Raw genomic sequence first — 15,072 nt, 5'->3', positions numbered from 1 at the left:
TGATAAAAAAAACCGAGCGATAGCTCGGTTTTTTTTATCAACATTGATTTATAACAAAGTCACTAAATAAGACATCATTGCTGCAAGTGAAACCATTGGAACATAGCGATATAGTCTAACAATACGATGTTCAAATGTTGTTGAATTATCTTCTTTTAATTTTAAAACAGTGGCTTGTAATGCAGACCAAAAACTTAAAATAAACATAGAGCTTAATAAGCTCAATGCAAAAAAACCAACCATAATTTGGCTGCTACCCTCTGTTGCCTGCCATACATGTGCAATGCCTTGACTAAGAGGAAGTGTGCTTAAAATCAAAAGAACAGACTTGAGCACAGACCAATGAAATTGATTGATTTCATCCGACATCATTAATGCTTTCATACAATTCTCCTGAGTAAATTGGATACCATGTAGACATTATGCAAGTTTTTAAATAAATAAAAAGTCTATATTTCTCCATATTTAACTTAGATTGTAATCAATAAATATGGGAATAATTCTTATTATAAATACCAAATACATGATATTATATAAAAATAATAATTATCAATTACTTATATTATATTTTATAATTAATATTTATTATCATTTAACTCAGTATTGAATAATTCAATTATTAGAAATGATATATTCCATAATTGAATAATTTAGAATAATTCTCATTTAATAAATATAAATACATTTTCCAAGAAAAATACCTTCAAACCAGGAGATCCCTCCCACAAAGTCTATCTACTTTATACTTAAAATATTCACATACAAGAACTCAACATGTTTTTTAAGATATAAACCTTGATAATTTCTTTATTTGATATATCATTAAGTCAACTAGAAAAATTCTTGTTTAGTAACCTTCTTTAAGTATCGCAGTTTTAGTCATAATCCTTCGTTTTTTCAGATATTAAACTTTCTTTATTTTTCAAAGTTATTATCAGCCACCTAAAAATGGCTAAAAGTCATCAAATTTATGTAGGATATATCATGTCTAATACAGTTACTGGTACAGTTAAATGGTTCAACGAAACTAAAGGTTTTGGTTTTATTCAACAAGAATCAGGTCCAGACGTTTTTGCTCATTTCAGCGAAATCACTGGTTCAGGCTTCAAAACTTTAGCTGAAGGCCAAAAAGTTTCTTTCAGCATCGCTCAAGGTCAAAAAGGCCCGAACGCTGTAAACATCGTTGCTCTTTAATTAGTAACGAATAAAAAAAGCACTTTATAGTGCTTTTTTTTTGCCTATTGCTTTATACACAATCTTATTTTTCCTAAATATATTCGCTGCTATTTTTTAAAATTATAATTTTGCTCTATGCTGTTGCATTCAAATACCAAAATCATTCATATTCTTATTATCATATCAATAGCTCAGCTATCGATCCCCATGCCTTACTCTTAAATAAATAAGGACTTAACTTAGCATTATGCAAAATGTCTATTCAAACAGTTCAGGCACTCATCGTATTCGCGCTGCTGTCCCTGTTTATTTATACGATTGTTTTGACTACATGCTTAGTCCTGAACAGTATCAACAAGCTGAAATTGGTGCTCGTGTTTTAGTTTCTTTTGGGCGTCAAAACTTAGTGGGCATTATTATGGAAAAGCTTCCATTAGATGCCCCTATTGATCCTTCATTTAAACTTAAAGCTATCACTGAATTATTAGATGATCATGCAATTTTAGATGCGAATGTACTGAAATTACTGCGTTGGTCAGCCCAATATTATCAATTTCCAATTGGCGAAGTCATACAAACAGCGCTTCCCACCTTACTTCGCCAAGGCAAACCTGCCGACATTTTGGCACGCGTTTGGAATTTATTAGATTTTGATGCAGAAAATAAACTTAAGCGCTCAGAAAAACAACAAGAAGCTTATAAAATTTTAAAGTTACACCCTTCAGGTACAACTGAAAATGTCCTAAACCTAGCAGGTATTGAAACAAGTACTTTAAAGGCGCTAGAAAAGAAAGTAATTTGCGAATGCGTATTGGAAAAACAAGATCAAACACCTATACCTATGAGCATGGCACAAATGCCCTTGACTGCAAATCCAGAGCAAAAAGCCGCTGTAGATGCTGTTCTAAAATATCAAAATAAGTATCAGGCTTTTTTATTAGATGGCTTAACAGGGAGTGGTAAAACCGAAGTCTATTTGCAAATTATGCAAGAAGTCTTAAAAAAAGGAAAACAAGTATTAGTACTTGTACCTGAAATTGGTTTAACACCTCAAACAATCAGCCGCTTCCAATCGCGCTTTCACTGTAATATTGCTTTATTACACTCTGGTTTAAATGACACAAAACGCTTACAAGCTTGGCAACATGCGCAATCGGGTAAAGCATCTATTATCCTTGGTACACGTTCTGCAATTTATACACCTTTACCTAACTTAGGCTTAATTATTTTAGATGAAGAGCATGACCTTTCTTTTAAACAACAAGAAGGTTTCCGCTATCACGCACGTGATGTTGCTTTATATCGTGCACATTTAGAAAGTTGCCCTATTGTTCTTGGTTCTGCTACACCAAGTATCGACAGCTATGCTTTAGTAGATGCGGGTAAAATGCAAAAATTGGAGTTAAATCAGCGTGCAGGCTCTGCTGTCATGCCTAAAATCCATATTTTGGATTTAAAAATCGCGCAAAAACAACATGGTATTAGCCAAGTTCTGATTCAAGAAATTCAAAAACGCTTAGATAAAAAAGAACAAGTTTTAATTTTTTTAAATCGTCGGGGTTATGCACCTGTTCTTATTTGTGATAGCTGTGCTTGGCAAGCAAAATGTCCAAATTGCGATGCCAATTTTACATTACATACAAAACCGTACTCTCATTTGCACTGTCATCATTGTGGAACCATTCATCGCAAGCCCGATCATTGCCCACAATGTAACCATACTGAACTTAAACCAATTGGGATGGGAACAGCTAAAGTTGAAGACCATTTAAATGAACTTTTCCCCGACTTTGATGTAATTCGTGTCGATCGTGATTCAACGAGTCGCGTAGGAAGTTGGCAAAAAATTTATGACCGCATTCAAACCAGTGAGCCCGTTGTTTTACTTGGTACACAAATGTTGGCAAAAGGTCATCATTTCCCTTATGTCACATTAGTTGCGATTTTAGATATAGACTCAGGCTTACTCAGCGTTGACTTTAGAGCACCTGAACGTACAGCTCAGCTCATTGTGCAAGTTTCAGGACGTGCAGGGCGTGGTGAACACAAAGGCGATGTATTTTTACAAACCTTGCGTCCAGATCATCCATTACTCAATACATTAGTTCAGGAAGATTATCGTCGATTTGCACAGCAAACTTTAGCTGAGCGAAAAATGGCATTACTCCCCCCTGCTCGCTATTCTGCATTAATTCGTTGTGAATCTAAAAACCAAGATACGAATCAAGACTTTCTCAAACAACATGCTCAAATATTACGTGAACACTCTGAAAATTTAATTGATATTTGGGGACCTATTCCTGCCCCAATGGAACGTAAAGCTGGACGCTTTCAAGCACATATGGTTCTTCTTTCAACCGATCGAGCTCGCTTACATTTTTATATTCATCAATGGTGGCAAAATATGTTGCAACAAAAACCATCAGGCATGAAACTAAGTTTAGATATCGATCCACAAGAACTCAGTTAATTTTTTCAGATTGTATCAATTAAAAAAATTATTTGTATCGTCATAAAACACACTAGGACGCCCCATGTCACTACTGCTGCAAGTTACTATTTTTCTAGGAGCATCTTTAATCTTGGTACCATTACTTAAACGTTTTGGTATTGCCACAGTATTGGGTTATTTATTTACTGGCATTGTGCTTGGACCAAGTGTGTTTAACATCGCTAGTGACCATGAATCTATTAAAAGCTTGGCTGAATTTGGTGTCATTCTTTTAATGTTTATTATTGGTTTAGAGTTACGCCCACAGCGGTTATGGGAACTTCGCAAATCTATTTTTGTAATTGGCAGTGCACAAGTAGGTATAACAGGGATTATTCTTGCTGTACTCGCCTTTTTTGCTTTATCACAAGGTATTGCAACAAGTGTCATTATTGGCTTTGCACTTGCCTTATCTTCTACAGCATTCGCACTACAACTACTAAGTGAAAAACAACAACTCAACACCACTTATGGTCAACAATCATTTTCAATTCTGTTATTCCAAGATATTGCAGCAATTCCCCTTATTGCCATTATCCCACTACTTGCAGGTGGTGAATCGGCTCATCATGGTATTGCTTATTTCGCTGCAATTATTGCAACATTTTCAGGACTATTTTTATTTAGTCGCTATTTAATGCGCCCCTTTTTCCGTTTTGTTGCAAAAAGTGGTGCATCCGAACTCATTACAGCAGTGGGTTTATTTATTGTTCTTGCCGTAGTCATGCTAATGGATGTACTTGGAATTAGTACAACATTAGGAGCATTCTTAACGGGTGTTTTACTTGCAGACTCGGAATTCAGACATGAGTTAGAAGCAAGTATTGCACCCTTTAAAGGGCTCCTATTAGGCCTATTCTTTATGACAGTAGGTATGACCACTCAACTGTCATTACTCATGGATATGCCTGAACTTATCATTGGAGGAACTTTAGTTTTACTAACTGTAAAACTTGCATCCCTAACCGCAATCGCACGTTATTTTCAATATTCATGGCGTAACAGCTTACTGCTTGCAACCTGCTTAGCACAAGGTGGCGAGTTTGCCTTTGTCATTCTAAGTGTTGCACAATCTGAAAATGCACTCAGTCAAGCAATGATGGAGCCATTGACCTTAATTGTGACCTTATCGATGGTGTTAACACCATTGCTATATTGGCTCATCAATGAACACATTATTCCGCTTATCGACAAAAAAACTGAGCCTGTATACGATGATATTCCAAACGAACATCCAGCCATGATTATTGCTGGCTTTGGACGTATGGGGCAAATTATTGCGCGTATTGCACATTTACAACACCTCCCTTTTACAGCAATTGACATTAGTTTAGATAAAGTCGATTTTGTCCGTAAATATGGCGGCAAACTTTATTATGGCGATGCTGCTCAACCTGAAATTTTACGCTCAGCAGGCATCGAACATGCCAAAATTTTCATACTTGCAATTGATGATATTGAAGACTCAATGAATGTTGCACGCCACATCCGTTTAAACTATCCAAACTTAAAAATGTTAGTCCGTGCTCGCGACCGCCACCATGTACATTTACTACGTGATTTAGGTGTAGAGTTTATTTGGCGAGAAACCTATCTTTCTTCATTAGGTATGGCATATCGTGCTTTATGTGACTTAGGCATTAGTGAAGAAGATGCACATAAAAGTATTGAGTTATTCCGAGATTATGACGAGCAAGTTCTCGCTCAACAGCAACAAGTCTATACCGATGAACAAAAAGTATATGAGTCTTATCGCAATACCTTAGCTGAACTTGAACACCTATTTGAACGCGATACAGAATTACGTGAAGAGCCCATAGGTGTAGACTTAAAACGTGGATTAGAAACACACCGTATTGATGTTACACGTGATGAATTGAAATGACTTGTGTTTTAAAATATCGCCACCATTAAGTAAGGGTTATGGAGAATTTTATGTCTGATTTACGTCAACGCTTTTATATTGAAGATAGTCCTATCCGTGGTGAAGTCGTTCATCTTGAAGAAGCATTGCAAACAATCCTTGCTCAACGTGACTATGCACCGGCAATCCAAGTTTTAATTGGTGAAATGCTCAGTGCAACTGCATTACTTGCAAGTACTTTGAAAATTAAAGGACGCATTAGTCTTCAAATTCAAGCATCAGGCACACTCAGATGGGCAATGGCTGAATGTAACCATCTTGGTGAAGTTCGGGCTTTAGCTGACTATGAATCTGACCCTGTTTTTAATCAAGCTGAAGACAGCAGCACTGTTTTTAAAACTCTTGTAAGCCCTGTTCTTTTTATTAATATTGAACCTGAATTTGGTGAACGCTATCAAGGTATTGTACCGTTAGACAAACCTGATTTAGCTGGTTGCTTAATGCAGTATTACGATTTATCTGCACAGCTTCCAACACGTATTACCTTGGCAAGTAATACTGAGCGCACAGGTGGATTACTGATTCAATTATTACCACGTAATAATGAAGAAGAACAAAAAATTGTAGATGAAGACTTATGGCCTCGTATGACCATGTTAACCTCAACATTGAAAAAAGATGAGCTTACAGATCTTCCTGCAACAGAAATTCTTTATCGTTTATACAACGAAGAAGAAGTTCGCCTCCCTGATGCTGAACATCTTAAATTTGGCTGTACATGTTCAAAAGAGCGCTGTGAAGTAGCACTTGAACAAATTGGTGTAGATGCTGTACGTGAAACATTAGAACATCAAAATCCAATTGAAATGGATTGCCAATTTTGCAATACCAAATATCAATTTACAGCAGAAGAGGCTTTAGCTCTTTTTGGTGAACACCTCAGCTAAGCGACTTTCTAAAAAAAGGATGATTTATATCATCCTTTTTTATTTGTCTAAAATTAAAACAACAAACTCGCACTTATGTGAATAACTTAACAATTCTTAAACTTATTCCTACTTCAACAAAAAGAATAACGATATAAATACACCCGATTCCTTTTACAGATTTTCTTACAAGAATAATCTTTTTATTTTTAGGTACATTCTCCCATGTATAAAAAACTCCTAAAGCCTATCGCTATCATCGGTATGCTTATCTTTTCACATCATGCTTATGCAAGTAATGATCCTCTTATTGGAACATGGAAAATGATTGATGAACGCACAGGATATTCACTTTCTGATACCAATATCAGCAAATTAAAAGATGGCACTTATAAGGCTACTATTATTGCAATACGTGCAGTTCCAGGCGCTCCTATCACTAGTAAGTGCTCGGAATGTATAGGACAGCTCAAAAACAAACCTCTTATCGGGTTTTCACCTTTGTATGGCTTAGAAGCATCAAATACAAATAAAACAGAATTTATAAATGGAATATTTATCGATACAAAAACAGGGATTAAATATCAAAGTCATGTCCGCCTAAGTAACAATGGCAAGTACCTAAATATACGTAACACCCAACCCAACAGTACTGTTGGTAGAAATTTAACATGGGTAAAATATTAAGCAATTTTAATGAATTAAGTAAATTTTCACTGTACCTTTTGTCACATTTTGAAACAATAAGGTACAGTTCAACAATATTGTAATATGTAAAAATCGCTTAATAATAATTCTAATAAGAGAACTTACTTGTCTAGCTACACATACTTAAAATAGTAAATAAAAAGCTAAAAATAGTAAAAGCTTAGTTAAAACATGACATATATTCTCCGTATGTCATTCCTATCACTCAAATGAGGGTTTAGATGGCTTATGAACATTAAAGAATGTAATAAAAAACTGAAAAATATGTTTCCAGAATTTAGAGAAATCATTCAACAACTTCGTGAAGACAATGCACATTTTGCAAAAATTTTTGAAGAGCATGAAGAGTTAGATAAAGAAATTATTCACCTAGAACAAAATCCTGTAAATTTAGTGAATGATTCGATCGAACTATTGAAACGTAAAAAATTAAAACTAAAAGATGAGATGTATCAACTTCTAAATCAATTTAAATCTGCCTAAATGATTTAAACGATACAAAAAAACCGCAAATTCTAAAATTTGCGGTTTTTTCTAAAATTAAAATTTCTTTTCAACTGATAATAAGAAACTTGGAATAGACTCACTTATTCGTGCCTCATACACACTGCCATCCGACACATTATTCAAACGCTCTTTATAATCTGTACTGAAAATATTACGGGCGCTAAATGTTGCAGCTAAGTCATAATCAAAGCGCTTGGTCACACTCAAATCTATATTTACACGCTCATTTGTTGTACGTGTGTAGGGCTGATTATCTAGAGTTCGTGTAAACTCTGGTGTGTAATTTACATTGATACTTGTTGCTAAACGCCAAGGTTGATAATTATATGAAAGACCCGTGCTTGCCGTATAAGGTGCTACGCCGCTCGCTAAACGCTCCTTACCATTACCTTCATCAATCGTTGCATGTACAGTTGATACTTGCCCATTCAACATAAACGAATGACCATTTTCAGTTTGCTTTAACGCATAACGCCCTGCCAACTCAAAACCATAAGTTGTAGCATTGTCCTGATTATGTGGACGCTCCACAAAACGACCATTTTCTTCACGAATCACTTTCTCAATATAGTCATCTATTTTACGATGGTAAGCCGTTAAATTTACACCACCTGCCGAGGTGTTATAACCTAAAGTTGTTTCCAACGCTGTAATGGTTTCAGGTTTTAAATATGGGTTACCACCACGATCAGGATTATTTAATGAACCTGAATCTGAATCTGTAGAAATGGTAATTGTCGGCATCAAATCATCGGCACGTGGCGTTTTAAATGAACGTGAAAAATTAGTTTGTAATGACCAACGATCATCAAAATCAAAACGGTGTGCCAATACAGGACTTAAATTACTCGCAGTATAATCGACCAATCCTGAGCGATCTAACCACTCTTGACGAGCACCAATCGTCATAGTCTGACGATCTGTAAAGCGCCAACTTCCTTCTAAATATAATGCGTATTTTTGCTCATCCAAAGTATCTGCAACATTACTTTTTAATTCATTGATACGTGAATCAACACCAAATTTGAGTTGTTTCGTTTCATCAAATTTACGCACACCATCGTATGCCAAGCCATATTCATTCACGCTTTCATCGATATAGTCGATACGTGAACCCGTAGTTTTCTGAGTTTCATTTTGTTTTTCTGCACTAAAACGAACTTTATCAGTATTTCCTTTATCTTTACGTTCATAACGCGTATTTAAACGTAAACTATCATTGGTATCATGCTGAAACTGCCCATCACTTTGACCTTTATTTGTGCTATCACGATAAAACATTTCTGCAATTAATTTTTGCTGATCATCAATTTCATATTCAACACGCGGTGTAAGCATTAAAGATTGACGATCCATAATACGTGTGCGGGTATTCACGTTACCTTGCTTTTCAGTTTGTGTAATGGTCGTTGAATCTGTCCACATCTGATTAGCAGACATACTGTAGATCCAACCATTATTGCGACCATCCATTTGTAAACTTAAATTTTTACGTTCTTCTTCTTTGGCATCTGAACGAGTTAAACCATACCCTGCACGTACAGTACCGCTAATAAGATTATTTTCTAAAGGCTCTTTTAAAATAATATTAATCACAGCTGATGATGCAACCGAAGCTTGTGCAACGCTTGGCTGTTTCACAATTTCAATTCGTTCAATCATATCTGGTGTAATGCTATCAATAATTGATGCACCACTACGTGGACCACCCTGAATAGGTTCACCATTCACAAGAAATACAGGAGCACCACCTCCTCGAAAACGCATTGCCCCATTTCCACCACGGGGTCCTTGCCCTGGTGCTCCTATCTGAATTCCGGCTGCACGTCTTAAAGCATCATTTACAGATTGATCACCAAATTGAAGCATTTCTTCACGGCTAATGATTGTTTTTGGAATTGCACTTATATCAGGATCTTTTGCTACCGCAGGCTGTGCTTCAAACTTCAATGTCTGTAAAGTTTGAACCGATGACTGTTCTACATTTTCTAAACTATTTTGAGAGCTTTGCTCTGCTTGAGCATAGTGAGATAATCCCATTACCCCCAAAGTTAAAGCACTCAACTTAAGCGATTTTTTTAGATAAAGCATGACGATAACGCCTGATATTTATTTTTTCGCTAGCATAAAACAGAATCATGGAGAAATTTAGAGTATTAAAAATATTCCCACTATTTATTTAAACTTTGTAAATTTCTCTACTGTTTTTATGGTCTGCTTAATAGGCGTTTCATCTAAAAACCAAAATAAACTCATGTGCTGATCTTTATGCTGTTGTGCAAGCATATCAATCACACTTTTCTCTCCGCGCCCAACCAAGTGACGACGGTAAAAATAATAAAGTAGCAATAATGTAGTTCCAAACATAATTGCCAACATCACCCAAAAACCTGTTGGTGATTTTAGCCCTGGAATAAATACAAAGTTCATTCCATAAATACCAGTTAATAAGGTTAATGGTGCAAATACAGCTGTAATAATCGCCAAAATCCGCATGTTTTCATTGGTCTGGTTTGCTACTGCTGAAAAATGTAAATCGATTGCTGCTTGTACTGCACTACGTGAACGCATCGTATATTTTTGAATACGCTCAATATGACTCGATAAATCATTCATACGAATTAATAGAATGTCATGCTTTTCATTCCGTTTTTTCACTTTCAAATGACTATAGTTTTCTACAAGTTCATCTCTTAATTTTTGCAAACATTCAATTTGCTCTTCACATAAATTTTCTATTTGTTGAAAAGCCATATTTTCTTGTAGCAACTGATGCCACTTGGTAAATCTTTTATGTCCTTGCAATAACTCTTGCTGCCAATGTTCTATTCGTCTTGTCAATGGAACGCGCAAATCCAAATAATCATCAACTATTACATTTAGTAAACGTAAAGATAAATCCACAGGATGATTGGGCAATTTGCGGGGCTTATTTTGCTCTTCAATTGCTTTCATTGATGCTATTTCAATACGCTGCACATAACTTTCCGTAGCTTTATTCCCCGCCTCTCTAACGGTTATTAATACTTGTGGTGTCATAATAAAACTAATAGGTGTTGTACTTAATCCAAATATCTGCTCATGGACTTCTAATGATTCATCATTTGTTTTTATCTGGTCATCTCGAGTAATGAGTTTTCTAAAAATCAACAAGTCATAATCATCTAGAGTATCGAATATACAAGGATGATCTAAATTTAGAATATCTTTTAAGTGATATTCATTTATTAAAATATTAGTTTTGACTTGTATTTTTTTTTTGCCAGATATCAGCTTTTCCTACAACATCTTCACGTAAGCAATCAATCCAAATATATTCAGGCTCTAATGCTTCTTCCCTATTTTTTCTAACATAAATAGTTTGTTGTTCAGGATGTAAATAAAAATAATAGACTTGCATAAATTCACTCATTGAATATATGTTTTACTTTAACTAATTGTTCAATCATAAGTTATTTTCTAAAACTTATTTGTAGTTTAAGTTTTTATAATCTTTTTTAGCTCACAAAACTACATAATTCATTGATTACACTTACTTTTAAAACAAATAATAAAACTTACAATCAAGCAACATAATCTCTTATATTTCATTAAGCCTTTTCTAAATCAAAATGCTAATCTTAAAGAATAAACAGAAATAACTCAGCCTAGTTTCAATTGTATAGGCACTATTTTCTAGCTCAATGAGGTAATGCAATGTTTCCAGAATACCGTTCATTAATTAGCAAACTTAAGCAAGACAACTTACATTTCTCAAAAGTTTTTGAAGAACACAATGCGATAGATCATGAGATTATTCGTTTAGAAAAAGATCCTATAACGAGTAATGCTGATGATATCGATCTACTGAAAAAGAAAAAGCTCAAACTAAAGGATGAAATCTATACCATGCTTAAACAAGCAGAAACTTCAACCGAATAATCTAAACTTCAATTAATCTTTTCAATAAAAAAGCCCGCATAATGCGGGCTTTTTTAAACAACTAAAACAAGAAACAATTATGCTTGTTCGATGTCTTTCATTGTTAATTTAATACGACCACGGTTATCAACATCCGCAACCTGTACTTTAACTTCTTGACCTTCTTTCAATACATCTGCAACGTTCGCAATACGTTCGTTAGAGATTTGAGAAATATGAAGTAAGCCATCAGTACCTGGAAGGATGTTTACAAACGCACCGAATTCAACGATACGAATCACTTTACCCGTGTAAAGTGTACCTGGTTCGATTTCAGCAGTAAGTGCTTGAATTTTTGCAATTGCAGCAGAAGCAGCAGCTTTAGTTTCACCAAATACGCGAACTGTACCGTTATCTTCGATATCGATTGCAGCTTTAGTTTCTTCAGTGATTGCACGAATAGTCGCACCACCTTTACCAATTACATCACGGATCTTATCTGGGTTGATATTGATCACTTGGAATGTAGGCGCGTGCATAGAAATTTCAGGACGAGCGCGTGAAATAACTTGGTTCATTTCATTTAGGATGTGCATACGACCAGCATAAGCTTGGTTTAATGCAGACTCCATGATCTCTTCAGTAATACCTTCGATCTTGATGTCCATTTGAAGCGCAGTAATACCGTTTGCAGAACCTGCTACTTTAAAGTCCATGTCACCAAGGTGATCTTCATCGCCTAGGATGTCAGAAAGAACAGCGAAACGCTCACCTTCTTTTACTAGACCCATTGCAATACCCGCAACTGGTGCTTTAAGTGGAACACCTGCATCCATAAGTGATAATGAAGCACCACATACAGAAGCCATTGAAGATGAACCGTTAGATTCTGTAATGTCAGATACGATACGGATTACGTACGGGAAGCGATCAGCAGCAGGAAGAACAGCTTGAACACCACGACGAGCCAAACGACCATGACCAATTTCACGACGCTTAGGACCAGATTCACGACCAGTTTCACCTACTGAGTATGCAGGGAAGTTGTAGTGAAGCATGAAATTATCAGTTTTAGTACCTGCAAGAGTATCAACCATTAACGCATCACGAGTATTACCAAGTGTAGTTGTTACTAATGCTTGAGTTTCACCACGTGTGAACAATGCAGAACCGTGTGCACGACCTAATACACCCACTTGTACGTCGATTGCACGAACAGTTTTAGTGTCACGACCATCAATACGTGGCTTACCAGACAAAATGTTGTCACGTACTGTGCGGTATTTAAGGTCTTCGAATAATTCGTTAACTTCGTCAGCGATACCAGTTTCGTCATTTTCAGGAACGAACTGAGCAACAGCTTCAGCGTGAAGTGCATCAAGTGCTGCATAACGGTCTTGTTTAACAGCAATTGTGTAAGCTTCCGAAATTTTCGCTTCGAATGCTTCTTTCAATTTACCAAGAAGTTCTTCATTTTTAACTGGAGCAGTCCAAGTAGACTCTGTTGCACCCGCAGCTGCAGCAAATTCTTTAATTGCTTGAATCGCGATTTGCATTTCGTCATGACCGAACAATACAGCACCTAGCATTTGGTCTTCTGAAAGTTCTTTCGCTTCAGATTCAACCATAAGCACTGCAGATTCTGTACCTGCAACCACTAGGTCAAGGTCAGATTCTTTAAGTTGTTCGTGATTTGGGTTAAGAATGTATTCACCATTGATTAAACCAACACGTGCACCACCGATTGGACCACGGAATGGTGTACCTGCAATCGCAAGTGCCGCTGAAGTACCTAACATTGCAGCAATGTCAGCATCCATTGTTTTATCAGAAGAAATAACAGTCGCTGTTACTTGGATTTCGTTATAGTAACCCTCTGGGAACAATGGACGAATTGGACGGTCAATTAAGCGTGAAATTAAAGTTTCAGCTTCAGATGCACGACCTTCACGTTTACCATAACCACCAGGGATACGACCTGCTGCATATTGTTTTTCTTGATAGTTAACAGTCAAAGGGAAAAAGTCTTGACCTGCTTTAGCAGTTGGTTGAGCAACTACAGCAACAAGAACTTGAACACCACCCATCGTAATTACAACAGTGTTTGCTTGGCGAGCAACACGACCTGTTTCTAAAATTACATTATGTTGACCGTATTGGAATTCTTTACGAATAATATTAAACATTGACATGTATTTTTGTTTCCCGAAATTATTCTAGTGGAGACCCCTAAGGTTTGGCATTCACAACAACTAAAATAGTCTTGTAGCATAAATGACAAAGCTTAGAAGCCGACCTCACCAGAATCAAACATACTAATTTTAAACACAAAGAAGGAGCGAACATTCGCCCCTTCCCCATTACTTAGCCGAGACTAAGTATTCTTTTGTTTTCTGTACTACAGCATATAACATGCAATAATCCGAAAAACAAAGTTTAAATCGAATTAACGACGTAAACCTAAAGCAGCAATCAAAGCGCTGTAACGAGTAGCATCTTTACCTTTAAGGTAATCAAGAAGCTTACGACGTTGGTTAACCATACGGATAAGACCGCGACGGCTATGGTGGTCGTGTTTATGCTCTTTGAAGTGACCTTGTAAGTCATTGATTTGAGCAGATAAAAGAGCTACTTGAACTTCTGGTGAACCAGTGTCGTTTTCAGCGCGAGCGAATTTTGCAATGATCTCTGCGCGATCTGCGTTTGTTAAAGCCATTCGATTTCTCCGAGATGCTTATATAAGTTTCATTTGATACAAATCAAATTGATTCTTCAAAACCAATTTGACTGCCGTGCATCACTACAGCAAGTGAAATATTTTAAGGGAAAAAGCATTGAATTGCAAAAGAGAAATTTGAATGCTATTTAAACACTTAAAGAAAGGTACAAAAATTTTCCGTGTTTATATAAAAACCACAAAATGTACAAACTTTAACCCAATAATTACATTTAGATAATTTATTTATTTACTTTGCAAATATATATTAACACTTAAATATATAAAGCGGCTTGGGCAAGCCCAAACCGCTTTATAAGTGCGCTGTAGTTTCTTATTTTTTCGTTATTATTATTTAATTTATTGTTGTTATTTTTCGTTTTATACTTTTAATTTAAATAGCGATATTAATAATCTACTAATTGCTATCGAGTGAATGACATTATCTTGACACATTTAATTATGTGACGTAATCGTCATTTTATTAATGTTTTGTAAGTTTTTTCTTACAAAGAGTGATTGGCTTTTATGATTTATTTTTAGATAAAGAAAAGCCTTGTAGTCTCTCCCAAAACTACAAGGCTTAGCGGCTGTAAGTTTCCTCTTTCACTTACTTCAATGTAAGCTCGTTGTCTAATGACGTTATTCTTATACTTTTACGATTATGTCTAGCATTCCTTGCTAGACTTGTTTTACGCAGTCATCTTCTCAAAATTTATGACAAAGCTCTATGCGTCAATTGCCTTAATTCTTGTAAGCTATTTCGTACAAAATAAAAAAATCA

11 protein-coding genes and 1 pseudogene are annotated in these 15,072 nt (G+C 35.8%); 7 read left to right on the top strand and 5 right to left on the bottom strand.

Going from position 1 to position 15,072, the window contains the following annotated elements; translation table 11 throughout:
- Positions 1 to 48 precede the first annotated feature (48 nt).
- Positions 49 to 384, bottom strand: a complete 336-nt coding sequence (locus AC5YDH_RS00330; protein WP_496116246.1) for a hypothetical protein — start codon at positions 382 to 384, stop codon at positions 49 to 51.
- 600 nt (positions 385 to 984) lie between these two features.
- Between AC5YDH_RS00330 and AC5YDH_RS00325 the strand changes: the two genes are divergently transcribed.
- The 6 genes from AC5YDH_RS00325 (at position 985) to AC5YDH_RS00300 (ending at position 7,648) form a co-directional block, all read left to right on the top strand.
- On the top strand, positions 985 to 1,194 hold the full coding sequence (locus tag AC5YDH_RS00325) for a cold-shock protein (RefSeq protein WP_154772038.1): 210 nt from the start codon (positions 985 to 987) through the stop codon (positions 1,192 to 1,194).
- Positions 1,195 to 1,423: 229 nt separating this feature from the next.
- Positions 1,424 to 3,646, top strand: a complete 2,223-nt coding sequence (locus AC5YDH_RS00320) for a primosomal protein N' (protein WP_496116245.1) — start codon at positions 1,424 to 1,426, stop codon at positions 3,644 to 3,646.
- A gap of 64 nt (positions 3,647 to 3,710) precedes the next feature.
- Positions 3,711 to 5,552: a monovalent cation:proton antiporter-2 (CPA2) family protein gene (locus AC5YDH_RS00315; RefSeq protein WP_496116244.1), complete on the top strand. Its 1,842-nt coding sequence runs from the start codon at positions 3,711 to 3,713 to the stop codon at positions 5,550 to 5,552.
- Positions 5,553 to 5,602: 50 nt separating this feature from the next.
- Entirely contained in the window at positions 5,603 to 6,478 is an 876-nt protein-coding gene (gene hslO, locus AC5YDH_RS00310) for an Hsp33 family molecular chaperone HslO (RefSeq protein WP_496116243.1), read from the top strand.
- Between the two features lie 204 nt (positions 6,479 to 6,682).
- Positions 6,683 to 7,144 carry a DUF2147 domain-containing protein gene (locus tag AC5YDH_RS00305; RefSeq protein WP_496116241.1) on the top strand — a complete coding sequence of 154 codons (462 nt, stop codon included), beginning with the start codon at positions 6,683 to 6,685 and terminating at the stop codon, positions 7,142 to 7,144.
- Positions 7,145 to 7,393: 249 nt separating this feature from the next.
- Positions 7,394 to 7,648, top strand: coding sequence for an HP1242/YdcH family protein (locus AC5YDH_RS00300; protein ID WP_496116240.1), 255 nt, complete (start codon positions 7,394 to 7,396; stop codon positions 7,646 to 7,648).
- A 57-nt stretch (positions 7,649 to 7,705) separates the two neighbouring features.
- Here AC5YDH_RS00300 and AC5YDH_RS00295 read toward each other — a convergent pair whose 3' ends face one another.
- Entirely contained in the window at positions 7,706 to 9,763 is a 2,058-nt protein-coding gene (locus AC5YDH_RS00295; protein WP_496116239.1) for a TonB-dependent receptor plug domain-containing protein, read from the bottom strand.
- A gap of 84 nt (positions 9,764 to 9,847) precedes the next feature.
- Positions 9,848 to 11,072 (bottom strand): annotated as a pseudogene (locus tag AC5YDH_RS00290) (magnesium transporter CorA family protein).
- Between the two features lie 296 nt (positions 11,073 to 11,368).
- On the opposite strand from AC5YDH_RS00290, the gene AC5YDH_RS00285 reads away from it, so the two are divergent.
- Entirely contained in the window at positions 11,369 to 11,593 is a 225-nt protein-coding gene (locus AC5YDH_RS00285) for an HP1242/YdcH family protein (protein WP_496116237.1), read from the top strand.
- Between the two features lie 77 nt (positions 11,594 to 11,670).
- On the opposite strand, the gene pnp is transcribed toward AC5YDH_RS00285, so the two are convergent.
- Together pnp and rpsO are read right to left on the bottom strand one after the other, a co-directional pair.
- On the bottom strand, positions 11,671 to 13,758 hold the full coding sequence (pnp, locus tag AC5YDH_RS00280; protein WP_496116397.1) for a polyribonucleotide nucleotidyltransferase: 2,088 nt from the start codon (positions 13,756 to 13,758) through the stop codon (positions 11,671 to 11,673).
- A 260-nt stretch (positions 13,759 to 14,018) separates the two neighbouring features.
- Positions 14,019 to 14,288, bottom strand: coding sequence for a 30S ribosomal protein S15 (gene rpsO / locus AC5YDH_RS00275; RefSeq protein ID WP_154772030.1), 270 nt, complete (start codon positions 14,286 to 14,288; stop codon positions 14,019 to 14,021).
- Positions 14,289 to 15,072 lie beyond the last annotated feature (784 nt).

This window comes from Acinetobacter sp. FY683 (assembly GCF_059515885.1).
This window is presented reverse-complemented; position numbering and strand designations above follow the sequence as displayed.

Coding starts and splice junctions, on each gene's coding strand:
- AC5YDH_RS00300 (WP_496116240.1), top strand. CDS start 7,394: ATGAACATTAAAGAATGTAATAAAAAACTGAAAAATATGTTTCCAGAA.
- AC5YDH_RS00320 (WP_496116245.1), top strand. CDS start 1,424: ATGCAAAATGTCTATTCAAACAGTTCAGGCACTCATCGTATTCGCGCT.
- AC5YDH_RS00330 (WP_496116246.1), bottom strand. CDS start 384: ATGAAAGCATTAATGATGTCGGATGAAATCAATCAATTTCATTGGTCT.
- hslO (WP_496116243.1), top strand. CDS start 5,603: ATGTCTGATTTACGTCAACGCTTTTATATTGAAGATAGTCCTATCCGT.
- AC5YDH_RS00325 (WP_154772038.1), top strand. CDS start 985: ATGTCTAATACAGTTACTGGTACAGTTAAATGGTTCAACGAAACTAAA.
- AC5YDH_RS00305 (WP_496116241.1), top strand. CDS start 6,683: ATGTATAAAAAACTCCTAAAGCCTATCGCTATCATCGGTATGCTTATC.
- pnp (WP_496116397.1), bottom strand. CDS start 13,758: ATGTTTAATATTATTCGTAAAGAATTCCAATACGGTCAACATAATGTA.
- AC5YDH_RS00295 (WP_496116239.1), bottom strand. CDS start 9,763: ATGCTTTATCTAAAAAAATCGCTTAAGTTGAGTGCTTTAACTTTGGGG.
- AC5YDH_RS00315 (WP_496116244.1), top strand. CDS start 3,711: ATGTCACTACTGCTGCAAGTTACTATTTTTCTAGGAGCATCTTTAATC.
- rpsO (WP_154772030.1), bottom strand. CDS start 14,288: ATGGCTTTAACAAACGCAGATCGCGCAGAGATCATTGCAAAATTCGCT.
- AC5YDH_RS00285 (WP_496116237.1), top strand. CDS start 11,369: ATGTTTCCAGAATACCGTTCATTAATTAGCAAACTTAAGCAAGACAAC.